Here is a 25,803-nt window from a genome sequence, read left to right as displayed (position 1 = left end):
TGAGTCCCCAAAAACGGGGGAAACAGAGTGAGCGCAGAGCCGCACCACCGAAGGCCCCGGCCGGTCCAAGACCGCCGGGGCCTTCGGCTGCTGCGGCACGCCGCTTGAGTCCGAGGCGTTAGAGTTAAACGGCATGTCTATCATCCGAAGGAGGGGCCGTTGGGTATTTTGGAAACCATCCGGGATCCGCAGGACCTGAGTAAGTTCTCTGGCGAGCAGTTGGAACAACTGGCGTCAGAAGTCAGGAGTTTCCTGATCGGCAGCGTCTCACAGACCGGCGGCCATCTCGGTCCCAATCTTGGAGTCGTGGAGCTCACCATTGCCGTGCACCGGATTTTCGACTCCCCCCGCGACAGCATTGTTTTTGATACCGGACACCAGTCCTATGTCCACAAGCTGCTGACCGGACGCCAGGATTTCACCACACTGCGCCAGGAGGGCGGCCTCTCCGGCTACCCGGACCGCGCTGAATCCGAGCACGACATTGTCGAAAGCTCCCACGCATCTTCTTCCCTCTCCTGGGCCGACGGAATTTCCCGCGCCCGGCAATTGACAGGCCAAGGCGACCGTTACGTCGTCGCGGTAGTGGGCGACGGCGCCCTCACCGGCGGCATGGCGTGGGAAGCCATCAACAACATTGCCGCCGACAAGCGCCGCCGCGTGGTGATCGTTGTTAACGACAACGGTCGCTCCTATGCAGCTACCGTGGGCGGCTTCGCAGACTACCTGGCGTCGTTGCGTCCCACCATCGATTCCTTCCGCGCTGCGCCCGCCTACGAAGGCGCCATGGACTGGTGGAAGAAAAGGCTGCAGAACGGCGGCTCGCTGGGCCAGTTCACGTACCGGAGCCTTCATGCCATGAAGAAGGGCGTTAAGGACTGGTGGGCCCCGCAGGGCATGTTCGAAGACTTCGGCATGAAGTACATCGGCCCTGTTGACGGCCACAACCTCCAGGCCATGGAGCACGCCCTCTCGACCGCCAGGAACTACGGGGGACCGGTCATTGTGCACGCCATGACCGAGAAAGGCCACGGCTACGCTCCCGCCCGCGCCCACGAGGCTGACCAGTTCCATGCAGTCGGGATCATCGACCCTGAAACAGGGGAGCCCACGGATCCCGTCGGAGCCAAGTCCTGGACCTCCGTTTTCGCCGACGAAATCGCGGATATCGCTGATGAGAGGCCGGACATTGTCGGCATCACCGGCGCCATGCTCATTCCCGTCGGGCTGCACAAATTCGCAGAGCGGCACCCGGATCGGGTCTTCGACGTCGGCATCGCTGAACAGCACGCGCTGACATCTGCTGCCGGAATGGCCTTCGGCGGGCTTCATCCTGTTGTGGCCGTCTACGCCACCTTCCTCAACCGTGCCTTTGACCAGCTGCTGATGGACGTTGCACTGCACAAGGCAGGCGTCACCATCGTGTTGGACCGCGCTGGAGTCACCGGCCCCGACGGGGCAAGCCACCACGGCATGTGGGACATGGCCATGGTGCAGATCGTTCCGGGACTGCACCTTGCTGCCCCCAGGGACGCCACGCGGCTCCGTGAGGAGCTCCGTGAGGCCGTGGCCATCAACGACGCCCCAACTGTGGTCCGGTACTCCAAGGGCAGCGTGGGTGCCGAGGTAGAGGCTATCGAGCGGCTTAGCGACGGCGTGGATGTCCTGGCTCGCCGCCCGTCCGGCTCCACAGAGAACGATGTCCTGATTGTCAGCGTCGGCGCCATGTCCGAACTTGCGCTCGATGTCTCCAACCGGCTCGGTGCCCAAGGCATCAGCTCTACCGTTGTGGATCCCCGCTGGGTGCTTCCCGTCCGCCGGTCCATCGTGGCCTTGGCGGCACGGCACCGCCTGGTGATCTGCATTGAGGATGGCGTTCGCGCCGGCGGTGTGGGTTCGCGGATCCGGCAGGAGATGCGTGCGGCCGGAGTGGACACCGCACTGAACGAGGTTGGCTTGCCTGTAGAGTTCCTGGATCATGGCTCACGGAGCCAGGTCCTTGCCCGCGTGGGGTTGACTGCCCAGCAGATAACGCACGACGTCGTGGCTCAGGTTCTGGGGACCAAGGTGCCTTTCGCGCGTCCCCTTCCCGGCCAGGAACACCCCACTACCGGCAGCCTGCCGAAACTGTGACACTCCACGAGCGCATCCCCCCGGACAGCGTCCAGCGGGGGGACCTGGTAGTGGCCAGAAACCGCAAGTGGGACGGTGGTGCCCACTGGGTGGTCCCGGGCACCTATCTGGGCGAGGACCCGCACGGCTGGTGGATCTTCCAGCCCGCCGGTTCCTTCTGCTCGCGCCCTGGCGCGGCTTTCCACGCGCAGTCTGACGCCGTGCTGCTGGTTCCACGGGCAGGCGAGTATGTGGCCACATTTTATGACGACACGTACCCCGGGGACTTCAGGGTGTACGTCGACTTGGCGCTTGAGCATGGGTGGACCAGCATCCGGCCCGGGACGGTCGAGTTCCACGTTATCGACATGGACCTGGACGTCATCAGGTCAACCAAACGCGGCGTCTACGTGGACGACGAAGACGAATTCGACGAGCACCGCGTCAGGATGGACTACCCGGCTGACGTCGTCGAGCTCCTCCTGCGCGAAACCGAACAGCTTTACCAGGCCGTGAAGGCACACCACGCACCATTCGACGGCTCGGCCGTGGAATGGTTCAAGAAGGGACGGGCATGAGCGGAATCATCCGGGTTTATAAGCGCGACGACGAGGGAATCCTGAATTTCAGGGAGGCCTGGTTCGATGAGGACTACAGCCAATTGGTCATGAACTACGGCGTGGTTGGCCACCAGAGCAAAACCGAAGAGACAGACGTCGCCGATGCCGAGGCGGCCGAGGGACTCATGGCAGCCTTCGCCGCCCAGTGCGGAGAGGACGGATATGCGGAAATCCCCGATGAGGAGCAGTTCTGGGTGGTGGCACAATATGCCCTGAAAACCAAGGACGGCACCGACCGGGACCGTTATCTCGAGGAGAAGGCCAAAGACGCGCTCATCAGCCACCTGGCCTGGCGGGGGCTCGGCATTGTGGACCGGTCCGAATTCGGGAACTCGAAGCTTAATATTTTCTGCCTGTGTCCCGATGTGAACAAAGCCGTAAACGCCATCAAGGTGTGCATTCGCGGCGAAGATCTGGACTTCACCAAGCTCAGTATCGGCGCCGCCCCGTTCACTGATCCGGAAGCTTTCAGGCTCAAGCACTCGCCCAAACCGGCTTCGGGCTTTACCCTCTAATAGGGGGTATCAAACCACTGGAAGGGATCTGTTATGACGCCAAAATCCATCCAACCAGGCCACACACCACTGCCTCAGGGCATAGGTGCCCCGGCACGAAGGGCCCTCGCCCACGCGGGCGTGGTAACCCTGGAGCAGGTAGTGCAGTTCGGTCACACGGACCTGACAAAACTGCACGGGATGGGCGTCAAGACTATGGCCCAACTGGAAGATGCAATGGACGAGCACGGACTGACGTTCCCTTCCCGCCAAACGGGCTGAGCACCCCGCCGCCACACGTTGGGCGGGCGTCCGGGCCGGCGTTATAGGGTGAATTCATGACTCAATATCGCCGGCTTGGAGCCTCCGGACTCACTGTCTCCGTCGTGGGACTTGGCTGCAATAATCTGGGGCGGGCAAACACCCTGACCGAATCCCAGGAGGCAACAGACGCCGTCGTTCATGCCGCGCTCGACGCCGGGATCACCCTTTTCGATGTCGCCGACGTCTATGGGCGGGATCCCGGCCTCAGCGAGACGATGCTGGGCAAGGCATTGGCGGGCCGGCGGAACGACGCCATAGTCGCCACCAAATTCGGTCTGGACATGCGGGGCGCCAACGGCAAGGACTTCGGTGCCCGGGGCTCCCGCCGTTACATCGTCCAGGCGGCAGAGGCTTCCCTCCGCAGGCTTGGAACGGACTGGATCGACCTCTACCAGTACCACACCCCGGATCCGCTTACTCCCATTGAGGAGACACTTGCCGCCTTGGACCACCTCGTCACCAGCGGCAAGGTGCGGTATATCGGCCACTCCAATATGGCCGGATGGCAGATTGCGCAGGCCGAATACGTGGCACGGAGCCTGGGCGGAGCGCGCTTCATCTCCACGCAGAACCACTACAACCTGCTGGACCGAAGGGCCGAGCTCGAGGTCATCCCGTCCGCGCAGGCCTTGGGCCTTGGCGTATTGCCGTATTTCCCACTGGCCAATGGCCTCCTCACCGGGAAGTACGGTCCAGGCGATGCCCCGGAGGGTTCACGCCTGAGCCATACCCGGACCCATCTGGTTCACGAGGCCGACTGGGACCAGCTCAGCAGGTTCAGCATGTTTGCCGCGGAACGGAGCCTCAGCGAAGTTCAGGTTGCTTTCTCATGGCTGGCGGCGCAACCAGGAGTGGCAAGCGTGATTGCCGGTGCCACCAGGCCTGAACAGGTCCGCGAAAACGCTGAAGCCGTTGCATGGGTGCCCTCGGCCGGGGAACGCGCTGAACTGGACGACATTTTCCCGCTCACCCCAAAGGTTGCCCTCTTCTGATGCGGCAGCTCCTGGTTGACGTTGATACCGGCATCGACGACGCATTGGCGCTCGTCTACCTGCTGTCCCGCCCTGAAGTGCACATCCGGGCCATCACGTGCACCGCGGGAAACGTCGGTGCCCGGCAGGTGGCCCTCAATAACCTCGCACTGCTCGAACTTTGCGGCGCCGAGAACATCGAGGTAGCCATCGGAGCAGAGGTGCCGCTGGAGATTCCGCTTCGCACCACGGAGGAGACCCACGGCCCGCAGGGGATGGGCTACGCGGTGCTGCCTGCTCCGGCCCGGAAGATCTCCCAACGGCATGCTGTGGATATCTGGGTGGAGGAAGTGCGTGCCCATCCCGGTGAGATCACCGGCCTTATCACCGGACCGCTGACAAATTTCGCGCTTGCCCTTCGCCGCGAGCCGGAGCTGCCTCACTTGGTCAAGGGTCTGGTGATCATGGGCGGATGTTTCAACTATCAGGGAAACACCACGCCCACCGCCGAATGGAACGTCTCGGTTGATCCGCACGCGGCCAAGGAGGTCTTCGCCGCCTACCGGGGCGTTGCCCAGGACAAGCTGCCGATAGTCTGCGCCCTCGAGTCCACGGAACGGATTGAGATGCGGCCCGAGCACGTCCGGCGTTTGGGGGAAGCCGCCGGAGTGCCTGAGCCAGAGCTGGTACTGCCGGAGCAGCCGGAGGGCCAACGCAGCCAGTCAGCTAATCCACTTGTGGCGTGCTTGTCAGATGCCATCCGCTTCTACATGGAGTTCCACCGCCTCTATGATCAGGGGTTCATCTCCCACATGCACGATGCCTTCGCCGCTGCGGTGGCGGTGGGACGGACAGAGTTCAGCACCAGGCCGGCAACCGTTCATGTCGAAACCGATTCCCGGCTGCTGATGGGCACCACGGTGGCAGACTTCAGGGGCATCTGGGGCGAGCCGCCGAATACCAGGATCGTCTCGGGCAACAACCCCGCGCAGTGCTTTGATGAGCTGATCAGTTCCGTGGGCCGGCTGGCGGCGAGCCGGTATCATGGTACCCGCGCCGAGGTGACATAGGCGGATCGTTGTGCCCTGCCAGTGCCCGGAATCCCTGCGTACCGGCCCCAGCCAAAGGAACCACCATGTCGCAGCAGTCCCTTACTCTTCCCGCTCCTGGTGCGGCGGCGGACAAAAAACGCCGCCTGCTTGAGCTTCTGGGTGCCGCTTCCATTGCGGCCACCTTTATTTTCCTGGTCCTTGCCCAGCCGTCGGATATCGCCAACGGCGTGGGGAGTGCCTCCACCCTCGTGGCCTTGGGCGGATTCCTCCTCGGGGCGATCCTGCTGATCCTGGGCGTGCTCCCGACCCTGCCCACGTCCACGCTGGTCCTTATCCCGGTTGCGCTGGTCCTGAACATTGCCTTGGGTCAGATCATGGGCACCACCGGCCTGCCCTTCTACTTCGATGCCATCGGCACCGTACTGATAGCTGTCCTGGCCGGACCGGCGGCCGGAGCGGCCACGGGGGCTTTGAGCAGCATCGTATGGTCCTTCTTCAACCCGACAGTCCTGCCGTTTGCGGCAGGAGCAGCCCTCATCGGGTTCCTGGCGGGCATGGCGGCCCGTTACGGTTTGTTCCGCCGCTTCTACCTGGCTCCGGTTGCGGGATTCGCCACAGGCATCATCGCCGGTGTGGTCTCGGCTCCCATCGCGGCGTTTGTTTTTGGAGGCACTTCCGGAGCCGGGACCGGTGCAATTGTCAGCGCTTTCCGTGCCATGGGGGACACCCTCCTCGCAGCGATCACCAAGCAGGCCCTGATCTCAGATCCGATGGATAAGGCCATCGTGTTCGCGATCGCCGCCCTCCTGGTTTACGCCCTGCCGCGCCGGGCCACCTTCCGCTTCCCGTTTGTGCGCCGCTTCAAGGTCCTCGCCGGCAAGGCCCCGGTAGCCGCTTCCTAGCCCGTGCTTTCCCGCCTCAATCCACTCACCACCCTCGCTGCTTCCGGCGCCGCGGTCACCCTCACGATGGCGGCGTCGAACTGGCCGGTGTCCGTTGCTGTTGTGGCGGCTACCCTCGGTGCGGGCGTGGGCGCGGGGGTCCTGCGCCGGGTCCTCGCTGCCTCCGCCGTCATCCTCTTGCCGCTCTGGTTCTCCCTGCTGGTACTGCACGGACTGTTCTTTCCTGAGGGTCGCACCGTCCTGGCGGGATGGGGACCGGCCCGCATCACAGTTGAGGGGCTGGCGTTCGCCCTTGAGATGGGAACGCGGACCACAGCCTGTGTCCTGGTGCTGTTGCTGTTTTCCTTCGTAGTGAACGTTCCGGAGCTTGTGGCGACCATGACCACTCGCAGGATCCCGCCGCAGTTCGGCTACGTACTCGCATCCACGCTCACGCTGGCCCCGGCCATCACGGATCAGCTGACCAGGATCCGGCAGGCCCAGGAAGCCCGCGGATTGGTCCTGGGTGGCAGCCTGCTCCAACGCCTCGCCGCTGCACGTTTGCAGATGGTTCCGTTGGTCCTGGCACTCATCCAGGACGCAGGGGAAAGGGCCCATGCCCTTGACGCGCGCGGGTTCAATTCTCCAGGCCCCAGGAGCACGTATCGTGAGGTCGCCGATTCCCGGGGGCAGCGGACATTCCGCCGTACAGTTCTGGGGCTGGCTGCTGCGGCCGTGATCCTGAGGCTGGGAGCTTCCTGGCTTGGCGTGCCGGTTCTTCCCCCGCCGTTGGAAGGAAACGCATGACGACGCCGGTTCTGGACGCCTGCATCGAAAGTTTCAGTTTCCATGGGGAGACAGCACCGGCTGTGCATGGCGTAGGCCTCACGGTGCAGGCAGGCACGCTGACGTCGGTGCTGGGCGGGGCCGGCAGCGGCAAATCAACGCTCGGCCGGCTGCTTGCAGGCTGGCTCAGAAGTGGTGATGGCCAACTGAGGGGACGGTTGACGCTGAGCGGGGACGGCGTGCCCAATGGTGCCCAACGGCTTGACTTCGCCGGAACCGAGGACGACCCGAGGATCAGTCCCGCAGCGTGGTCCAGGCACGTGGGCTATGTGTCCCAGGACGCCGCTGCAATGCTTTCCGGGATTCGTTCCACAGTGGCGGAAGAACTCGCATTCGGGCTGGAAAACCGCGGCATGGATCGCGATAACATGCATCGTCGGGTAGCTGACGTGGCCGCGCAAACAGGTCTTTCCCCCCTGCTCGACAGGGACCCGGGGAGCCTTTCCGGAGGCGAGCTGCGGCGCCTTGCCATCGCCTGCTGCGTGATCACAGACCCGGCGGTCCTCATCCTGGACGATCCCTTGTCCTCCTTGGATGGCGAGGGCGCCGAACTGATTCGGGACCTCATCGCGGGGCTGGTTGCCCGGGGGACCGCCGTCGTCCAGTTCGGACAGGTGGCGGGCCGCCTTTTCCTCCAGGCCACCCACTGCCTGGTGCTCGACGGCGGTACGGTCGCTGCCCAAGGTATGCCGGCTGACGTGCTACTCAGCCGGGGCCTGGCAGAGTCGGGCGTGGTGGTGCCATCGGAGGCAGTGCGCCACGGACGTTGCCGTCCTGAAGCGACGGCCCCGGAACCGGAATACGGGAGCGCCGCGGCCGCGAACAAGGTTTCCCCCGGAGCCGGAACCGGAGCGTCCAGACTGAGCTTCCGGAACGTCACTTATTCCCTGCCCGGCGGGCAAGGCGGGCAAGGCGGGCACCGTGCCGTCCTGGCCGAAGTGGATCTGGAGGTAGGACCAGGCCAGACTGTGGCCATTACGGGGCCAAATGGAGCCGGAAAATCCACGCTGCTGCGCCATATCAACGGGCTGCTGCGTCCTGAGCGCGGGGAAGTGCTGGTGGGAGGACTTCCCATCAGGGGAAAATCCACGGGGGTCATTGCCGCAGACGTCGGCCTGCTCTTTCAGCATCCGCGGGACCAACTGTTCGAGCGGACCCTGGTGCGGGAAGTGGCTTTTGGGCTTGACCGACTGTTTGGTGCCGAAGCGGAGGTACGTGCCATCCAGGCGCTGGAGGACGTGGGCCTGGCAAGTGTTGCCTCGGCCCATCCCCACGATCTGCCGGCGTCAGGCCAGCGCCTTCTCGCCCTGGCCACGGTTCTTGCGCGGCAGCCCGCCGTCATCGCTTTGGACGAACCAACGGTGGGATTGGACCGTCACGGCCTTGCCCACCTCGAAAGAGCCCTCGACGCGGTCACACTCCGGGGTGCTGCTGTCCTGATCGTCACGCACGATCTCGCCTACGCCAGGACAGTAAGCCGGCGCGTGCTCAGGCTGCAGGCTGGAAGGCTCCACGAAATTTAGGAGCCTCCCACCCTGCATCCACGGTCCATTCGACCGGTCCTTTAACCGTCCTAAGACTCCTGGTATCCCTGGGCGTCAGGCGGGACGGGAAGCAACCCCGGGTGCGAGGAAGCGCTTGCCATTGACCCGCTCGGAGGCGCCAACCCGGTCAAGATACGGGGTGATACCGCCCAGGAACATGGGCCAGCCGGCGCCCATGATGACGCACAGGTCGATGTCCTCCGGGCCTGCCACCACTCCTTCGGCAAGCATGAGCCCGATTTCCTCGGCAAGGGCGTCCTGAGTGCGGCGCAGGACTTCCTCGGCAGTGGCAGGGGAGGAGCCAAAGGACATCAGGGCCAGCGTTTCCGCCGGGATGACCGGTTTGCCGTCGGGGCTCGTCTTCTCCGAACCTGGCGCCCAGATGGATTTTATCCCGTTGTCGATGAGCTTCTGCAGGTTCTGCGACACGGCAAAACGGTCACCGAAGGCGGCATGCAGCGATTCCTGGACATGTTGCGCAACAGGCAGGCCCACCATGGCCCCCAGGGTGAAGGGAGTCATGGGGAGGCCCATGGGCCGCAAGGCGTTGTCAGCGACTTCGGCAGGCGTTCCTTCATCGAAGGCAGCGGTTACTTCACCCATGAGGCGCAGGAGGATGCGATTGACGACGAAGGCAGCCGCGTCCTTGACGAGGACGGCGGTCTTCTTCAGGCCCTTGGCGAGTTCGAAGGCGGTGGCCAGCACGGCGTCGTCGGTCTTGGGTGCGCGGACAATTTCCAGCAGCGGCATAACGGCCACCGGGTTGAAGAAGTGGAAACCGACCAGCCGCTCGGGGTGCAGCAGGTCCTCAGCCATGGCCGTGACGGACAGTGAAGACGTGTTTGTGGCAAGGATGCAGTCCGCTGAAACGATGGCCTCCACTTCCGCAAAGACCTGCTTCTTGACGTTGAGTTCCTCAAAGACGGCTTCGATGACGAAATCAGCGTCGGCGAAGGCTTCCTTGGAAACGGAACCGGTCACCAGGGCCCGGGTACGGTTCGCTGCGTCGGGACTGATGCGCTTTTTTTCCAGCAGCTTGTCCACTTCGGCGTGGACGTAGCCTACGCCCTTGTCCACCCTGGTCTGGTCGATGTCCGTCATAACAACAGGCACCTTGAGTTGGCGTGCGAACAGCAGGGCCAGTTGGCTGGCCATCAGCCCTGCACCCACCACACCGATCTTGGTCACGGGACGGGCCAGTTTCCGGTCGGGAGCGCCTGCGGGGCGCTTGGAACGCTTCTGAACCAGGTCCAGGAATGCGTACACCGTGGACCGGAATTCATCGGTCTGCATGAGGTCTGCAAGCGTATCGCATTCCAGCTCCGCCGATTCCTGTTGCTGCATGGTGCGGTTGGCTTCCATGATGTCCAGGACCTTGCCGGGCGCCGGGGAAGCGTTGGAGGTTTTTGCCGCCACAAAGGAACGTCCTGCCGCCACGGCGGCTTCCCAGCGTCGGGCAACATCCGGGTCAGCGGTGTTGACGGCGTTGGAGCGTTCAGGAGTGACCTCGCCTGAAATGACTTTCGCTGCCCACGCAATGGACTGTTCCACAAAGTCGGCAGGCTCGAAGATGGCATCCGCTACGCCCAGTTTGAAGGCCTCGGGTCCGGAAAGGCTGCGATTGTTGCTGAGGGGGTTCTCGATCATGACCTTGACGGCATTTTCCGGGCCGATGAGCCGCGGCAGGAGGTAGACCCCTCCCCAGCCAGGAACCAAGCCGATGAAAGCCTCCGGCAGGGCGAGTGCCCCCGCACCGGTGGAAACTGTGCGGTACGTCGATTGCAGGGCAATCTCGAGCCCGCCGCCCAAGGCGACACCATTGATGAAGGCGAAGCTTGGGACGCCCAGATTAGCCAGCGTGGCGTAAACGTCGTGGCCCAGTTGGGCCATCCACAAGCCATGTTCCCGGCTGTCCAGGGATTTGACGGCGGAGAGGTCCGCGCCGGCGACGAGGTAGTACGGCTTTCCGGTAACCCCGACGCCGACGATCTCACCGCGGGCTGCGCGTTCCCGCAGGCCCTCAAGAACCGTACCGAGTTCCACGAGAGTGTTCGGTCCCAGCGTGGTGGGCTTGGAGTGGTCGAGCCCGTTATCAAGGGTCACCAGGGCGAACGTGCCTGGACTTTCACCTCCTCCATTTCCTGCTGCAGCCGGCAGTTGAATGTCCTGGACGTAGGAGTGGGTGACTGTCTCGTTCGGAAAAAGTTCGGCAAGCTTGCGGAAATCTGCGGCGCTCATGCTGCGGCTCCAGTCTCGGTAGTGGTGCTGGTTACTTCAGTGTGGGCGTCATTGCCGGGACGCGTTCCGCTGTAGTTGGCGTGGTGCGGATTCTCCCAGATAACTGTCGCCCCCATGCCCAGGCCGATGCACATGGTGGTCATGCCGTAGCGAACAGAGGGGTCTTCCTCGAATTGGCGTGCCAGCTGGTTCATGAGCCGGACTCCGGAGGAGGCCAAGGGATGACCCACGGCGATTGCGCCGCCATAGCGGTTGACCCGGGGGTCGTCGTCGTCGATCCCGAAATGGTCCAGGAAACTGAGGACCTGCACCGCGAAGGCCTCATTGATTTCGAACAGCCCGATGTCATCAATGCCCAATCCTGCGTTCTTGAGGGCCTTTTCAGTGGCAGGGACAGGTCCGATGCCCATCACCTCGGGCTCGACGCCGGCGAACGCATAGGTAACAAGGCGCATCTTTACTGGAAGGCCCAGTTCCTCAGCCGCATCGGACGAAGCGAGGATTGCTGCAGTTGCGCCGTCATTGAGTCCGGCAGCATTGCCCGCCGTTACCCGCCCGTGGGGACGGAAAGGCGTCCGCAGCGAGGCGAGGTCCTCCAGCGAGGTGCCCGGGCGTGGCGGTTCGTCGGTGGAGTGGAGAGTCCAGCCTTGGCCCGGTTTCATCGTTGCCACGGGGACCAGGTCTGGCTGGATCTGGCCCTTTCCGTAGGCTGCTGCCAGTTTGTTCTGGGAGGCGACGGCGTAGGCGTCCGTCCTGTCCTTGGTGATGGCAGGGAAGCGGTCATGCAGGTTCTCCGCTGTGTTGCCCATATTGAGTGCAGCCGGATCCACCAGCCGTTCGGACATGAAGCGGGGATTGGGATCAGCCCCTTCACCCATGGGGTGGTTGCCCATATGCTCCACACCGCCGGCGATCACGACGTCGTACGCGCCGAAACCGATGCCGCTTGCAGTGGTGGTGACCGCCGTCATGGCGCCGGCGCACATACGGTCTATGGCGAATCCCGGGACGGTCCGCGGCAGACCGGCAAGCAGGGCCGCTGTCCGGCCAATGGTGAGGCCTTGATCGCCTGTCTGGGTGGTGGCTGCGATCGCCACCTCATCTATGCGGGCTGCCGGCAGCGAAGGGTTACGCCGCATAAGTTCCCGGATGCACTTTACGATCAGGTCGTCCGCGCGGGTGCCGGCATAGATGCCCTTCTCTCCGGCGCGGCCGAATGGTGTGCGGACACCGTCCACAAACACTATGTCCCTGATGTTCCGGTTGATCCGCGGATTACCGCTGCTTTGGCTCACGTGCTACTCCTCATCGAGACATGGGTGCCGCGGCACTGGTCCGGGGCCGAAATGGCCACAGGCAGCAGTGAACCGGGCGACAAGTGAAACCTATGTTACTCGTGAGTAACTTAGCTTGCAAGGAGGAGTGGCCTTAGCGGGCCGCCGCTGGACGCTCAGCCGTTATCAGGCCACTGCGGGACCGTCTGTGTTGCCTTTTACAGTCGGGCCTTCCTTCGGCTCCTTGAAAGGCAGGGGCTGAGGATTGAGGAATGCTTCAGTGATGAGTGGCGACACGATCCCCACCTGCCATTCACGCGCGCCGAGCCTGCGAAGCTCTTCGGCGATAGAGGACTCATCCATCCCGGCCGGGGGGCGCCATGCCACCCGCCGCAGGTAATCGGGAGTCAGCAGATTCTCCACCGGTAGCTTGAGCGTATCGGCCGCCTCCTGCAGCAGGGGCCGGGCGGTTGCAAGCCGCTGGGCCGCCTCAGGATCCCGGTCCGCCCAAACACGGGGAGGTGGCGGCGCATTGGTTGGCAGGTGCAGGGGAGGGAGTTCCTCAAGGTTCCTGGCAGTGCTGATGCAGCGAAGCCAGCGCGGCGCTTCCCGTTGGGCAGCCCGGCCATGGAAACCCTTGGTTCCCAGCAACTGCGGCACTGTCGAGGGCATGGCTTTGGCTGCAGCAACCAGCGCTGAGTCAGGGAGGAGCCGGCCGGGGGCAACGTCGCGCTTGCGTGCCAGTGAGTCCCGTTCCACCCACATTTCCCTGACTGCGGCGAGCTGCCGGCGGTCCCTGATCTGGTGAAGGCCGGAGGTTTTGCGCCAAGGGTCAATCCGCGGCGGCGCCTGGCCGTTAGCGAGGATGGCGGCGAATTCCTGTTCCGCGAATTCGAGTTTGCCGTCTGCCTCGAGCAGGTCGATGAGCTCTTCCCGCAACTCCGTGAGCACTTCCACGTCCAGTGCCGCATACCTGAGCCATGGTTCGGGGAGCGGCCGTGTGGACCAGTCCGCGGCCGAGTGTTCCTTGGCCAGGCCAAAGCCCAGCAGCTGCTCGATGACGGCGGCAAGGCCTACCCTTGGCAGGCCCGCCAGCCTGGCCGCCAGCTCAGTGTCAAAGAGTTTGTCGGGCCACATGCCCAGTTCCGAGAGGCAGGGCAGGTCCTGGCTGGCCGCATGCAGGATCCATTCGACCCCCTGCAGGGCGTCGTTGATGATCCGCAGGTCCCCAAACGGTTCCGGGTCGATGAGCCAGGTTCCGGAGCCTTCGCGGCGGATCTGGACAAGGAAGGCGCGTTGCCCGTAGCGGAAGCCTGAGGCGCGTTCGGCGTCGACTCCGGCAGGGCCCGTACCGGCGGCTATCGCGGCGGCACAGCGTTCCAGGCCGGCGGGGGTTTCAATAACGAGCGGCACCCCGTCACGGGGGGAGTCAAGGTCTATGACTTCCGGGACGAGGCTGTCGAAGCCTTCCACCGTGATGTGCGGGTTGATGTCAGCAGCCGGGACGCCGGCTGTGGTGTGTTCCGGAATGTTAGGGGTCATGATTCCAACAGTTTACCGACAACGCACGGCCGGATGTCCTGCGCCCTCTCCATCACTGCCAATGGGTCCGCCTGCGTGGCAGGGCAGACACGCCGTCGGGCAGTGGCGGGAGGCCTGCAAAAGTACACACCATGTCCGACCACGCCTCCAGATGGCTTCGGACGTCCGACGAGGCGGGGGTCCAGGAGGCCCGGAGTTCGATATCGATTGACTCCCGGCGGTCAGCGAGGGTGCCGAAGCTTTCGGACAGGACGCGGGTGGCAGTTCCCCCGGCAGCACGGTAGGGCGCACGGTGGTTTTCGAGGGCCTCTACCAGCCACGTCCAGGCCACGGAACCGAGCATTTCGTCGTTTCCCATTTCCGGTTCCAATTGGGCTCGGATGTACGTCACGATGCGGAATTCCCCGTCCCAGACAGCGGAGCCGTCGGGGTCGTAGAGGAGGATAAAGCGCCCGGTGGCCAGTTCGTCGTCGGGCTCCTCGCCGCCGGATGCCCTTGAAAGGGCTGCGGCAGCCGGTCCATGGATCGACGCTGGTCCCGGACGATGGCTTGGCGCCATGACTTCGGCGCCCAAGGCAACAGCGTAGGGTGCCAGCCGTGAAGGCGCGGGGATCTCATCGAGCCGAAGTTCACTTCTGCAACGAGCTTTTCTAAGGGTCCCCAGAGCGTGGAGAAACTCTGCAGGAACCTGGGCGAGTGCGTTCACCTTCGCAGGGTACGCAAGGGCCGCAGCATTTTCCTGCAGGCTCGCCGTCGTGGTTCTTTGATCAACCGGCAGTCAACTCCCGCTTGATGGCGGCGATGAAGGAGTCCACGTCTTCTTCGCTGGTGTCGAATGAACACATCCATCGGACCTCCCTGGTTGCCTCGTTCCAGTCATAGAACCGGAAGGATTTCCGCAGCCTGTCCGCCACTCCTGCAGGAAGGACAGCAAAGACCCCGTTGGACTCGGTTTTTTGGGTGGGTTCGACGCCGTCAATATCCTCCACCCCAGTGCGCAACCTCGTTGCCATTGCGTTTGCATGGGCCGCCGACCGAAGCCACAGATCGCCTTCCAGCAGGGCAACGAACTGCGCGGACAAGAAGCGCATCTTGGACGCGAGCTGCATGTTCATTTTGCGGAGATAGATCAAGCCGCTGGAAGCTTCCGGATTCAGCGACACCACCACTTCCCCGAAAAGCAGACCGTTCTTAGTTCCGCCAAACGAGAGGATGTCCACGCCGGCGTCGCGCGTAAAGGCCCGCAGCGGAACCTGGAGATGGGCTGCCGCATTGGCAAGGCGGGCTCCGTCCATGTGCAGCTTCATGCCCTTGGCGTGGACGTGATCGGCAATGGCCCGGACCTCCTCAGGCGTGTAGCAGGTCCCCATTTCAGTGGTTTGGGTGATGGACACGGCCAGCGGCTGCGCGCGGTGTTCATCTCCCCACCCCCACGCCTCGCGGTCGATGATCTCGGGAGTCAATTTGCCATCGGCCGTGGGCACCGCGAGCAGCTTAATGCCGCCCACCCTCTCCGGGGCGCCGTTTTCATCCATATTGATGTGGGCTGTGGCGGCACAGATCACTGCGCCCCAGCGGGGCAGGAGGGACTGCAGGGAGAGAACGTTGGCCCCCGTTCCATTGAAAACAGGAAAGCATTCAATGCCCTCACCGAAGTGCTTCTCCATCAGCAGCTGAAGCCTGGCCGTGTAGTCATCCTCACCGTAGGAGACCTGATGCCCGCCGTTTGCCGCTGCCAGCGCTGCCAGGACTTCAGGGTGCACACCGGAGTAGTTGTCCGAGGCGAAGCCGCGCACCGACGGGTCGTGCAGCTGCATCTGCCCCGGTTCCTGACCCGCGGTTGAAGTTTCGGCGGCGGCAGAGGCGGGAGAAGTCTCTACTGTGGATGTCATTGCTTTGGTCACACTTTCATTTTAGGGATGCGCGGGGAGGTGTGTCCTCGAAGGTGCCTGCGAGGACAGACTGTGAGAAAGGCAGTCAGAAAAGGGCCGCCCCGACAGGGAAGGACAGCAGTCAGGGAACCAGCAGGAGTTTCCGTCCGTTTAGCTCCACGGCGTCCTTGCGGAACAGGTCAACGGCGGCGGCAGCGAGGTCCCGGACGTCAGTGAAGCCAGGGAAGGTGCGCTGCGGCGCTTTTTGGCGCATGGCGTCGTCTACCAGCGCCTTGACCACAAACACGACGGCGGCACTGCGGAGACCGGCGTTCTCGTCCTTATCTGCTTCAAAGCCCTGGGCAATAGCCATAGTCCAGGCTTCAGCCGCCGCTTTTGCCGCCACGTAGTTTGCCGTTGCGGCGGTGGGGGAGTTCACTGCGGTGGATGACACCATGGCGAAGCGGCCTGTGTCCGATGCTGAGAGGTCGTTGTAGAACACCCTGGAAACGTTCCGGAGCGTGGTCACGGCACTGCGTTCCAGGAAGTCCCAGTCCTCGTCCGTCTGAGTGGTGATGCCCTTGGCGCCGCGCCATCCGCCGACAAGGTGGATGACGCCGTCGATCCCGCCATGGGCCGTCGTGACATCCGAATGCAGTGCCTGGACCTCTGCCAGGTTTACGAGATCACAGACGAGGGGGATGACCCCCTCGCCCGCCTGGGCAGCTGCAGCGACAATCCGTTGTTTGTCAGAGCCCACAGTGAGGACCCTGAAGCCGGCGTGCCGCAGGGCCTTGGCAGTCGCCACCCCCGAGGCTCCGCTGCCGCCAGTGACCAGTACCTTCAGTGTGCGTCCGGATCTCATAGGGCGTTCAAAGCCTCCGTGCTGGATGTGATGGTGGACGTCCCCGTCATTCCTGCAGTCGATTCGATGATGGGCCGCATCTTCTTCTCCAGGGCTTCGTAGAACATGGACAGGGGGAATTCGTCGTCCAGCACCTGGTCGGTGAGTCCACGGGGTGGCCCGGCGAGTGGCAAAGCTTCCGGCCCCTTGGCCCAGACAGATGCGGGGTTAGGAGTCACGGTACCGGATACGAGCTCATAGGCTGCCAACCAGTGTGCTGTTTTGGGGCGGTCGATGGAGCGCCAGTACAGCTCCTCAATCCGGAGCCCCAGCTCGATGACCACCTGGGAGACTTCATCCCAGTCGATGCTGAGGCTGCTGTCGGTCCAGTGCAGCACACGGTGCTGGTGCATCCAGGCAAAAAGGAGCTGCCCGCCGAGGCCGTCGTAGTTGCGGACACGGCTGCCGGTGATGGCGAAGCGGAAAATCCGGTCGAAGATCACGGCGTACTGCACGAGCTTGGCATGCCTACGGGCTTCGGGGCTGGCTTTTTCGTCCTTTTCAATCTTTACGGACTCCCGGAACGCTGTAAGGTCACAGCGCAGTTCCTCCAGGGAGTACAGGAAAAACGGCATCCGCTGCTTGATCATGAAGGGGTCGAAGGGGAGGTCGCCCCTCATGTGGGTCCGGTCGTGAATCAGGTCCCACATCACAAAGGTTTCCTGCGTCAGTTGCTGGTCTTCCAGCAACTCCCTGGCTTCTGGCGGAAGCTCCAGCGAGGTGATTTGGGCGGCGGCGCGCAACACCTTGCGGAACCTTGCGGCTTCCCGGTCAGCAAAAATTGCTCCCCACGTGAACGTGGGTGTTTCCCGGACGCCGACTGTTTCCGGGAACAGGACAGCTGAATTGGAATCGTAGCCGGGGGTGAAATCGAGGAAGCGGATGGGAACAAAAAGCCTGTTTGAGTACTCGCCGCCCTCGAGGTCGGCGATGAACTCCGGCCAGATGACCTCGATCAGCACGGCCTCGACGAGACGGCTGCTGCTGCCGTTCTGCGTGTACATGGGGAAAACGACCAAATGCTGAAGCCCGTTTTCCCGGTGCTGCTGCGGCTGGAACGCCAGCAGGGAATCGAGGAAGTCAGGCACGCCAAAGCCTCCGTCTGCCCAGGCATCGAAGTCCTGTACGAGGAGTTCCAGATAGGCCGCGTCGTGGGGGAACGACGGCGCCAGGGCCGTGATGGCGCCGACAATAACAGCAACATGAGCCGCCGCTTCAGTGTGGTGGGCCCCCTCAGGAACGGAGCCGTCCATTGCCTGCAGGGACTGCAACGCTGTGGCTGCAGTCTTCAACCGGATCCATTCCGGGTGGGTGGCAGTGACAGGTGCCGGAGACTGGGAAAACACGGTCGCCTGGACGTCGTCTGCTTTTTCCTGGTTTGCTTTGCCCTCGGCTGCGCCGGTGCTTGTGATGACGGGAATGCTCATGGTGGCAGTGGCCTTTCTGATCGCTGGTGCTTCTTCGGCGAGCGTAGCAACCAATCAGATGCTCTAATCCCAAAAGCCATCAAGCATAAGAGACTCTTGCGCAAGGTGCGCAGAAAGGGTGATCCAGATCAAGCGCAAAGCTGGCTGAAACCGGGCCGGCTACTCTTCAGCCCTGTTCGCTATTGACCAACCGCAGCGAAACTGAGTTGATGCAGAAACGCTGGTCCGTGGGGGTTTCGTATCCCTCGCCCTCGAAGACGTGCCCCAGGTGCGAATCACAGGTGGCACAGCGCACTTCGACACGGTCCATTCCCATGGTGCGATCGTGGATGTACCGTACTTTTCCCTCCGCCAAGGGAGCCCAGAAGGAGGGCCAGCCGCAGTGTGAATCGAATTTTTCCTTGCTGGTGAACAGTTCCGTTCCGCAAGCCCGGCACTGGTAGACGCCCTCGGTGTGGGTATCCCAGTATTCGCCGGTGTAGGGCCGCTCGGTTCCGGCCTGGCGCAGCACCCGGTATTCTTCGGGCGAAAGTTCCCGGCGCCATTCCTCGTCGGTCCGGGCCACAACGGGCGCCTCGCTGTTGCCGTGGTCTCCTTGAGTGCTCATACTTTGGTCAACGTCTAGGAGTCGCCGATAAATCCCGAACCTGCATAGAGATGGAGCACAGGCAGTCCCAGCCTGTCCTGCGCCTTGTTGGCCCAGTCCGTGTGGAAAGTGTCAGCTATTGCGTGCGGACGGGTAATCACCACAGCCTGGCTGGCACCGAGTTCCTTAACCTTGGACACAAGTCCGTCGACAGCGCGGCCGTCCACAACCTCGCCTGTCACGCCCGCGCCCACTCCTGACAGAGCGGCAAGGGATACAGTAAGGGTCTCAGCGGCCTCTGCACGTTCAGACTCGGGATCGGGAGTGTGTGCTGTCAACTCCCGGAAAGCCTTGGCGATCTCCAGCAAGGACAGGTGCTCGAGGAAATCTACGAGCATATGGCGCTCGGTATTGGCCGGAACAAGCACCACCAACGGAATATCACCGCCGTCCACAAGGCGTTCAATGTTGACGCGGTCATCCGCACCCAGCGGTTCTTCCGTCATGATGACGATCGGATCGTTCATGACCTCAGCCTAGTCCGGCCGCATCATCGCCGCAGTACATACGGCTGCGGCATGTCCGGAATATGTCAGATGTGAGTTACCGGTAAGAATGGTTGCATGGCATTCCCGATGCGCCGCCCGGACACCTCCCGTACTTCGCTGCGCGCATTACTGACCCCTTCAGTAACGGGAACCGCGACGACAGGATCGAAGTCGCTCGGTGCCAAGTGGGCTCTGGGGGGAGTCATTGCAGGTTCCGGCCTGGCGGGTCTGATGGGGGCTGGTTCCTCTGCCCTCGCCCTGTATTTCGCACGGAGGGTGATCACCCCTGCCCGGATCCGTGACGAGAACCAGGAAATCCTTGCCGTCATTCGCGAAGGCAACCAGCAACAGGTCATCCTCGACGCAACTGATGACGCCATTGTGGAAGGGGTCTACGGACTCTTTTTCGACACCGGCCGCGGCCATGCCCGGATCGGCAGGATCCTGTCGTATTCGCCCGCAGAGCGCACGGTGCTTCGCGAAGTGGAGGCGGTGTACAGCGGTGACCTTGCCACTGCCCGGCGTGGCTGGTGGAGCGGCGTTGCCTACCCCGATCCCGCCGATATCGGCCTCCCCTCAAAGGAGGTGCTGATTGATGTCGACGGCGGATCAGCGCCGGCCATCATGGTTCCGGCCGGGCCTGCAACGGACATCTGGGCCATCATGGTGCACGGCCGGGGAGCTACCCGGCAGGAGGGATTACGGGCCGTCCACACAGCGAGGGAGCACGGCCTGACCAGCCTCCTGATCTCCTACCGGAATGACGGCCTGGCACCGTCGGCACCGGACGGACGCTACGGGCTCGGCTCCACGGAATGGCGCGACGTCGAGGCCGCTATTACTTATGCCCTCTCCAATGGCGCCAAAGAGGTGGTCCTTTTCGGTTGGTCCATGGGTGGGGCGATTTGTCTTCAAGCCGCCGATTTATCGCGGTATCGGCACCTGATCCGTGCCATGGTCCTGGATGCTCCTGTCATCAATTGGGTGGAGGTCCTGGCGCACCATGCCCAAATTCATCGGATACCGTCCGGCGTCGGCCGGTATGGCCAGCTGATGATGAGCCACCGCCTCGGCCGAAGGCTTACGGGACTCGCGGCTCCGGTGGACCTGAAAGCCATGGACTGGGTGGCGAGGGCTGTCGAGCTGCGGACGCCCACCCTCATTATTCACAGTGTGGACGATGAGTATGTGCCCTACGGACCTTCGGCAGAGCTCGCCGAGAAGAACCCCGAGATGGTCACCTTCGAAAGCTTCAGCCGGGCCAGGCACACCAAGGAATGGAACGTTGATCCTCAGCGCTGGGAGTCGCTGGTTTCGGCATGGCTACGGCAGCAGCTGGCGCCCAGGACGAACCCGGGAGTAATAGTTCCGGGAGCCGTAGGGCCATAAGGGGCTGGCCCTAAGGCACGGCCTTAGGGGCGGTGGCCGGAGGGACTAAGGGCCCTCTTGACAGTGCGCACACGCTGATAGGTATCCTTTTTTCAATCCGCACAATCGATTGCGCTGAGAGAGGGAAGTGAGCGTGGAACAGGTCAAGCTGGAGGGCGTGGTCACTGCTGTCGTGACGCCTTTTAAGGACGACGAATCATTGGATCTCGCCTCGCTGAAGTCATACGTCGATCACGTCGTGAACGTTCCGGGAGTAAACGGGATTCTCACCTGTGGGTATTCGGGTGAGGTCACGAGCCTCAACCGGGAGGAGCAGTTGCAAGTTGTCCGTGCAGTCGCCGAGGTGGTCAATGGCAGGATTCCAATCCTGACGGGAGTGGAACCCACGTCAACTAAGGACACCATCGCCTTCGGCAATCAGCTCAAGGATGCCGGGGCGACGGTGCTCCAAATCAACACGCCGTTCTACAACATCCTTCGGCGGGGGTTCATCAACAATGAAGACGTCGTCGTGAAGTTCTTCCAGGACCTCGCGGAGGGCATCGATATGCCAATGACAGTCTTCCAGTATCCGGTGTCGTCCGGAGTCAGCTACCCGGCAAAGACCATTGCCCGCCTGGCCGAGATCGAGCATGTTATCGGCATCAAGGAAGCAACGTCCATGGAGACCTACGAGGCCGACTACAAGGCTGTGGAAGGCAAGACGGCAGTTTTTGCTGATAACAACACGTACACCCTGCTTGGCATGCTGCTGTATGGATCGCAGGGATCCATGGTGGGCATTGGAAACGTTGGCGTTCACCTGTGGACCGAGCTCTACCGACTTGTATCAAGCGGGGAGCACACGGCGGCCGTCGAGCACATGAACTCCAAGATCGTGCCTCTCATCAACACTTTCAGCCGGGACCTGGGGCAGACCAAATTCTCTTTCATCGCCCGGGTGAAGGAGGCGCTCGTTCAGATGGGGCTCATTCCAGGGGGAACAACGCGGGCACCCGAGCCGGCCGTCACACCGCAGGACAAGGAAGAGGTTCGTTCAACGCTGATCAAGGTAGGTCTGCTCACCTGAGCGTCGCGTCCGCCGTCGACAACCGGCTGGGCGAACCCTCATGAGCACCTGTGAATCGTCTACACGGATCAAGTGCAAGGAGAGGAACATTGCGTACCAGAAAACGCGGCATTGCTGCAGCGATGCTTGCCGCCACAGCCCTCGTTCTCACGGCATGTCAGGGCGGCGCTCCCGGAGGGGGCAACTCTGAGGAGATTCGCGAGCGGAAGCTCGTCTTCGCCCTGATTACTCCAGAATCATTCCCCTATTTTGACGGCGCCGAAAAGTTCAAGCAGGTAGTGGAAGAGAAGACCGGCGGCAAGATCACCGTTGATGTCTTCGCTGGCGGACAACTGGGCCAGGAACGTGATATCAACGAGTCGATTTTGGATGGTTCGATCCATATCGGCGTGGGCGCCGGAGCGCTCGCAACTCTGGCGCCCGTGATGAACCTGCTGGAACTGCCGTTCCTGATCCAGGACCAGGCCCACATGCAGCGCATCGTTGACTCGCCGGCCGCCGATCAGCTTGCGGAGCGTATCCGCAACGAAGGCCGATTCCATGTGCTCGACTGGTTCAGTACGGGAGACAGCTCCATTCAGACTGTGGATGTCCCGATTAATGAACCCTCCGACCTTAACGGACTAAAGCTGCGGTCTATCGAGAACCCCGCGCTGACCGACGCGCTCAGGGCGTTGGGTGCGAACCCCACGCCAATGCCCTACGGGGAGGTCTACACCGGGATCCAGACAGGGGTCATCGAAGGTGCAACCCTTGACTGGGGCTCCGTCAACTCACTGAAGCTCTTCGAACTGATCAAGCATGCCACTGCTCCGGAGGCGGCATTCCTCGCGGAACCTCGTCCGGTGATAGTTTCGGCAGATTTCTGGGACACGCTGAACCAGGCTGAGCAAGACGCTATCTCCGAGGCCATGACCGAGGCAGCCACCTACGAACGCCAGTTCTTCGTCAACCTGCAGGAGGACGCCATCGCAGCGGTCAAGGGCGCCGGTGTACAGGTTTCCGAGATCAATGAGCAGGCCTTCCTTGAGATTCTCGAGCCCGTCTGGAACAAGTGGGCAGCCGATCTGGATGCAGAAGAGATGCTGAAGACCATCCGGGATTTGAGGGAATGACCTTAGAACCTGCCCGCAAGGCCGAGAGCGGAAGCGACCCACCCTCCCGGTCCACCCCCGGGGCACGCGTGGTGAAGGGTCTGGATCGGGTTCTCGGCCTGGTGGACCAGGTCCTGCTCTGGGTCTGCAGCCTGCTATTCGTCGGCGTCGTGGGTGTGGTGCTCTCAGCGGTCTTTTTCCGGTATGTCCTCAACGCCTCACTGAGCTGGGGCGAAGAGCTGGCCCGATACCTCTCAATCTGGCTGGTATTCCTGGGGCTTGCCTGCGCACACCGGCGCAGTGAGCACCCCGCGCTCCAATCCCTGCTCGGCAGGATCCCCGGTTTCAGCCCCGAGGTAGCGAGGAGGATCGGCGAATTGATCACGGTCCTCGTGAGCTTCGCTGTGGTCTGGTACGGGGCCGAGGGGACAGCTGCCAATTTCGATCGGAATCAGGTGAGCCCGGCGTTGCAGATCCAGATTGCGTGGGCCTATCTCGCAATTCCGGTGGGGTTTGCACTAATGGGTTTGCAAGGGATTGTCCGCATGTTCTCGACGGTACCTCCTCCGCCTGCCGACCCTGAATTGGAGGAGATCTGATGCCTGGCATTTTGATTGGCGGATTCGTTGGCCTGATGTCCCTGGGTGTCCCGTTGGCGATTGTCATCATCGGAACCGGCCTCATCTACATCATGCTGGCAACCCCTGCGCCGTTGACTGTAGTTGCACAGCGGCTGTTCGTGGGAATGGACGATTTCACTCTGATGGCCATTCCACTGTTCGTTCTCGCCGGCTACCTCATGAATGAAGTCGGGCTTACCGAGCGGCTCGTCCGGCTTACGCGGTATCTCCTGCGAAAGATTTACGGGGGACTGGCCCAGGTCGCCGTACTGGTATCAATGGTCTTCGGCGGAGTCAGCGGTGCTGCAGCAGCCGATCTCGCGGCAGTTGGCATCACCATGATTCCCGAGATGCAACGGGACGGATATAAGCGGGAGTTCTCGGTGGCAACGATTACGGCCGCTTCCCTCATGGGTGCCGTTATTCCGCCCAGCATCCCGTTTATCATCTATGGCGTCCAAAGCCAGACTTCCATCGGGGACCTGTTCATCGCCGGCATCATCCCTGGAATCCTGATCGGTGTCACCGTCATGATCACCAACTTCGTGCTTCTGAGGCGGCAGGGCTTCGTTACCCCGAAATTGCGGCCCGACCAGGTGCTGGAGGGAAAAGACCTGGCGATTTCTGTCCGTGACGCGCTCATTGCGCTCTTTATGCCCGTACTCATCATCGGCGGCATCCTCGGAGGAATCTTCACCCCAACCGAGGCGGCGGCGGTGGCCGTTTTCTACGCTCTCATCGTGGGGCTGGTGTACCGCACACTGAACCTGGAGAAAGCCCTCCATGTGCTTCGTGCATCGGTGATCATGACCGCCACCGTCATGATCATCGTGGCCTCGTCGTCCGTGCTGAACTGGGCGCTGGCGTATTCAAGGCTGCCGGGCCTCGTAGCGGAACTGATGTTGTCGATTACCGACAGCCAGACCGTGTTCCTCCTGATTGCGCTGATTGTGTTGCTGCTGGTCGGAATGCCGCTGGACCCGGTTCCTGCCATCATCATCGTTACCCCTGTGCTGTTGCCCGCCGCAATCAGTTACGGCGTTGATCCCGTGCACTTCGGAGTCGTCACCGTGCTCGCGCTCACGCTCGGACTGGCCACTCCGCCTGTGGGAGCGAGTCTCTTCGTGGCCATGTCCATCAGCAAAGTGCCGATGGGACGCCTCTCGGTGGCCGTCACGCCATTTATCATCGCGCTGCTGGCACTGACAGTCCTCATTACCTTCGTGCCCCAGATCTACAACTGGCTCCTGGTTGGGGGATAGCCCCTGCCGTGTATCAGCTTCCTCCAATATGTCTGGTCACGCTAGGAGCGGGAGAACAGTGACGACTCCCTGGGAATCAGCTCGGGAGCTTTTACGATCGATTCGACAGGCTCACCGTTCATCAAAGCCAGGAGAAGGTCGACGGCGGCGCTCCCCATGTCCAGCAGGGGAACCCGGACGCTCGTGAGGGGGATGGGAAGGAGCGAACTGACTTCCGAGTCGTTGTAGCCAACCACTGCGATATCCTCAGGGACAGCGAGTCCTCGTTGGCGCGCGGTGGCCATGGCGGCGAGTGCACTGATGTCATTGACCGCAAAGATAGCTGTCGGGCGATCGGGGAGGCTCAAGAGCGCTTCAGCAGCATCGCCAGCCGACCCGGCATCGAAACGGCCCTCCTGCGTCAATTCAGGATCGAGGGGCAGGTCTGCTTCCTCCAATGCACGCCGATAGCCGCGCGCGCGACTGTCCGCTGTGCTGACGGTCAGCGGACCGCTGATGTGGCCAATGCGGTGATGGCCCTGGTCAATGAGGTGGCGGGTCGCGAGGTAGCCGCCAAGTTCGTCGTCACCGGTCACTGCCGGGTAGGCGCCGGACTTGCGGTTGAGCAGGACGAACGGAACACCTCGTCGCTCTATCTCCGCCAGGTATTCGTCATGGATCTTTGCTGTGGCAAGGATGAGGCCGTCCGTTCGTCTGTCCATCAAACCCTTGATCGCGGCATTGCCTTTTCCTCCGACCTCCGCTCCCGCCGTCAGTGTGTCATAACCGAACTCCGTCGCGCGGATCTGCGCGGACTCAAACATCTGGGCGAGCACATAATCGGTGAAGCGGGGAATCGCCAGTCCGATCATCATGGCCCTCTTGGTACGCAGGCTTTGCGCCCACGGGTTGGGTTCGTACCGCAGTTCAGCCGCGGCTTTATGGATGCGATCAACCGTTTCCTGCGGTATCCGCGACTCCTGCAGACCGTTGAGGGCTCGGGAGACGGTAGAGGGATGCACGCCTGCCGCTTCCGCGATGTGCTTGATTGTCGTCTTGCGATTAGTTGATTCCATGCTCTCTCTTTCGCCCAACTTCATTCGCATTCACCACATCCAAATGTACTGCTGCCAGGGATCTTGACCCCTGGGGTTCT

24 protein-coding genes are annotated in these 25,803 nt (G+C 62.5%); 14 read left to right on the top strand and 10 right to left on the bottom strand.

Annotated features, from left to right (window positions below; genetic code table 11):
* Window positions 1-159: 159 nt before the first annotated feature.
* The 9 genes from dxs to M1E05_RS13290 all read left to right on the top strand — a co-directional run bounded on the left by dxs (window position 160) and on the right by M1E05_RS13290 (window position 8,823).
* Entirely contained in the window at window positions 160-2,133 is a 1,974-nt protein-coding gene (dxs, locus tag M1E05_RS13330; RefSeq protein ID WP_461163237.1) for a 1-deoxy-D-xylulose-5-phosphate synthase, read from the top strand.
* Window positions 2,130-2,690 carry a DUF402 domain-containing protein gene (locus tag M1E05_RS13325; protein ID WP_461163236.1) on the top strand — a complete coding sequence of 187 codons (561 nt, stop codon included), beginning with the start codon at window positions 2,130-2,132 and terminating at the stop codon, window positions 2,688-2,690. Before dxs ends, M1E05_RS13325 begins: the two co-directional genes overlap by 4 nt.
* Window positions 2,687-3,247 carry a hypothetical protein gene (locus M1E05_RS13320; protein ID WP_458114389.1) on the top strand — a complete coding sequence of 187 codons (561 nt, stop codon included), beginning with the start codon at window positions 2,687-2,689 and terminating at the stop codon, window positions 3,245-3,247. The genes M1E05_RS13325 and M1E05_RS13320 overlap by 4 nt, the downstream gene beginning before the upstream one ends.
* Before the next feature lie 33 nt (window positions 3,248-3,280).
* Window positions 3,281-3,508 carry a helix-hairpin-helix domain-containing protein gene (locus M1E05_RS13315; RefSeq protein WP_247044842.1) on the top strand — a complete coding sequence of 76 codons (228 nt, stop codon included), beginning with the start codon at window positions 3,281-3,283 and terminating at the stop codon, window positions 3,506-3,508.
* A gap of 56 nt (window positions 3,509-3,564) precedes the next feature.
* Window positions 3,565-4,542: an aldo/keto reductase gene (locus M1E05_RS13310; protein ID WP_461163235.1), complete on the top strand. Its 978-nt coding sequence runs from the start codon at window positions 3,565-3,567 to the stop codon at window positions 4,540-4,542.
* Window positions 4,542-5,591: a nucleoside hydrolase gene (locus M1E05_RS13305; protein ID WP_461163234.1), complete on the top strand. Its 1,050-nt coding sequence runs from the start codon at window positions 4,542-4,544 to the stop codon at window positions 5,589-5,591. Before M1E05_RS13310 ends, M1E05_RS13305 begins: the two co-directional genes overlap by 1 nt.
* A 65-nt stretch (window positions 5,592-5,656) precedes the next feature.
* Window positions 5,657-6,475, top strand: a complete 819-nt coding sequence (locus M1E05_RS13300; RefSeq protein ID WP_458114386.1) for an ECF transporter S component — start codon at window positions 5,657-5,659, stop codon at window positions 6,473-6,475.
* A 3-nt stretch (window positions 6,476-6,478) separates the two neighbouring features.
* Window positions 6,479-7,261: an energy-coupling factor transporter transmembrane component T family protein gene (locus M1E05_RS13295; protein WP_458114385.1), complete on the top strand. Its 783-nt coding sequence runs from the start codon at window positions 6,479-6,481 to the stop codon at window positions 7,259-7,261.
* Window positions 7,258-8,823: an ABC transporter ATP-binding protein gene (locus M1E05_RS13290; protein WP_461163233.1), complete on the top strand. Its 1,566-nt coding sequence runs from the start codon at window positions 7,258-7,260 to the stop codon at window positions 8,821-8,823. The genes M1E05_RS13295 and M1E05_RS13290 overlap by 4 nt, the downstream gene beginning before the upstream one ends.
* Window positions 8,824-8,898: 75 nt before the next feature.
* Here M1E05_RS13290 and M1E05_RS13285 read toward each other — a convergent pair whose 3' ends face one another.
* From M1E05_RS13285 to M1E05_RS13245, 9 genes are all read right to left on the bottom strand, one after another.
* Window positions 8,899-11,082 (bottom strand): 3-hydroxyacyl-CoA dehydrogenase NAD-binding domain-containing protein, encoded by a 2,184-nt coding sequence (locus tag M1E05_RS13285; protein WP_461163232.1) that lies wholly within the window; start codon window positions 11,080-11,082, stop codon window positions 8,899-8,901.
* Window positions 11,079-12,377: a thiolase family protein gene (locus tag M1E05_RS13280; RefSeq protein WP_461163231.1), complete on the bottom strand. Its 1,299-nt coding sequence runs from the start codon at window positions 12,375-12,377 to the stop codon at window positions 11,079-11,081. Before M1E05_RS13280 ends, M1E05_RS13285 begins: the two co-directional genes overlap by 4 nt.
* Before the next feature lie 165 nt (window positions 12,378-12,542).
* Window positions 12,543-13,898, bottom strand: coding sequence for an HRDC domain-containing protein (locus M1E05_RS13275; RefSeq protein ID WP_461163230.1), 1,356 nt, complete (start codon window positions 13,896-13,898; stop codon window positions 12,543-12,545).
* A 52-nt stretch (window positions 13,899-13,950) separates the two neighbouring features.
* The gene (locus M1E05_RS13270) at window positions 13,951-14,604 is read right to left on the bottom strand and encodes a DUF3000 domain-containing protein (protein ID WP_458114380.1); all 654 of its coding nucleotides are present in this window, start codon (window positions 14,602-14,604) and stop codon (window positions 13,951-13,953) included.
* A gap of 61 nt (window positions 14,605-14,665) precedes the next feature.
* A complete protein-coding gene (locus M1E05_RS13265) occupies window positions 14,666-15,715 on the bottom strand; it encodes a threonine aldolase family protein (protein ID WP_461165247.1) in 1,050 nt (349 codons plus the stop codon).
* Window positions 15,716-15,911: 196 nt separating this feature from the next.
* A complete protein-coding gene (locus M1E05_RS13260; protein WP_461163229.1) occupies window positions 15,912-16,634 on the bottom strand; it encodes an SDR family oxidoreductase in 723 nt (240 codons plus the stop codon).
* On the bottom strand, window positions 16,631-18,100 hold the full coding sequence (locus M1E05_RS13255) for a DUF6421 family protein (RefSeq protein ID WP_461163228.1): 1,470 nt from the start codon (window positions 18,098-18,100) through the stop codon (window positions 16,631-16,633). The genes M1E05_RS13260 and M1E05_RS13255 overlap by 4 nt, the downstream gene beginning before the upstream one ends.
* A 166-nt stretch (window positions 18,101-18,266) precedes the next feature.
* Complete coding sequence (gene msrB, locus M1E05_RS13250; protein ID WP_458114377.1) at window positions 18,267-18,707, bottom strand: peptide-methionine (R)-S-oxide reductase MsrB; 441 nt, start codon at window positions 18,705-18,707, stop codon at window positions 18,267-18,269.
* Window positions 18,708-18,721: 14 nt separating this feature from the next.
* Window positions 18,722-19,213, bottom strand: a complete 492-nt coding sequence (locus M1E05_RS13245) for a hypothetical protein (RefSeq protein ID WP_458114376.1) — start codon at window positions 19,211-19,213, stop codon at window positions 18,722-18,724.
* Between the two features lie 96 nt (window positions 19,214-19,309).
* Here M1E05_RS13245 and M1E05_RS13240 point away from each other — a divergent pair, with 96 nt between their 5' ends.
* The 5 genes from M1E05_RS13240 (at window position 19,310) to M1E05_RS13220 (ending at window position 24,668) form a co-directional block, all read left to right on the top strand.
* The gene (locus tag M1E05_RS13240) at window positions 19,310-20,623 is read left to right on the top strand and encodes an alpha/beta hydrolase family protein (protein WP_461163227.1); all 1,314 of its coding nucleotides are present in this window, start codon (window positions 19,310-19,312) and stop codon (window positions 20,621-20,623) included.
* A 133-nt stretch (window positions 20,624-20,756) separates the two neighbouring features.
* Window positions 20,757-21,692 (top strand): dihydrodipicolinate synthase family protein, encoded by a 936-nt coding sequence (locus M1E05_RS13235; RefSeq protein ID WP_461163226.1) that lies wholly within the window; start codon window positions 20,757-20,759, stop codon window positions 21,690-21,692.
* 89 nt (window positions 21,693-21,781) lie between these two features.
* Complete coding sequence (locus M1E05_RS13230) at window positions 21,782-22,807, top strand: TRAP transporter substrate-binding protein (RefSeq protein WP_458114373.1); 1,026 nt, start codon at window positions 21,782-21,784, stop codon at window positions 22,805-22,807.
* A complete protein-coding gene (locus M1E05_RS13225; RefSeq protein ID WP_458114372.1) occupies window positions 22,804-23,385 on the top strand; it encodes a TRAP transporter small permease in 582 nt (193 codons plus the stop codon). The genes M1E05_RS13230 and M1E05_RS13225 overlap by 4 nt, the downstream gene beginning before the upstream one ends.
* On the top strand, window positions 23,385-24,668 hold the full coding sequence (locus tag M1E05_RS13220) for a TRAP transporter large permease (RefSeq protein WP_461163225.1): 1,284 nt from the start codon (window positions 23,385-23,387) through the stop codon (window positions 24,666-24,668). The genes M1E05_RS13225 and M1E05_RS13220 overlap by 1 nt, the downstream gene beginning before the upstream one ends.
* Window positions 24,669-24,709: 41 nt before the next feature.
* Here M1E05_RS13220 and M1E05_RS13215 read toward each other — a convergent pair whose 3' ends face one another.
* Window positions 24,710-25,723, bottom strand: a complete 1,014-nt coding sequence (locus tag M1E05_RS13215) for a LacI family DNA-binding transcriptional regulator (RefSeq protein WP_458114370.1) — start codon at window positions 25,721-25,723, stop codon at window positions 24,710-24,712.
* Between the last annotated feature and the right edge of the window lie 80 nt (window positions 25,724-25,803).

This window comes from Arthrobacter sp. R4-81, from assembly GCF_054792365.1.
This window is presented reverse-complemented; position numbering and strand designations above follow the sequence as displayed.